General features: G+C 64.4%; 1 rRNA gene. It reads left to right on the forward strand.

From position 1 onward, the window contains the following. Window positions 1–236 (forward strand): 23S ribosomal RNA (locus ACYQ0J_RS13940); the annotation flags it as partial.

Consider the following 236-nt stretch of genomic DNA (forward strand, 5'->3'; position numbering starts at 1 on the left):
CAGGGGGAGCCGGTAGCGGGCGTTGATCCCTGGATGTCCGAATGGGGGAACCCGGCCCGTGGGAACACGGGTCACCGCCCTTTAGGGCGGGGGGAACCTGGGGAACTGAAACATCTCAGTACCCAGAGGAGAGGAAAGCGAAAGCGACTCCCTGAGTAGCGGCGAGCGAAAGGGGAAGAGCCTAAACCGTCTGGCTTGTCCGGGCGGGGTTGTGGGGCCCTCGGATACCGAATCCC

The sequence above is a fragment of the Thermus sp. FJN-A genome, from assembly GCF_054655095.1.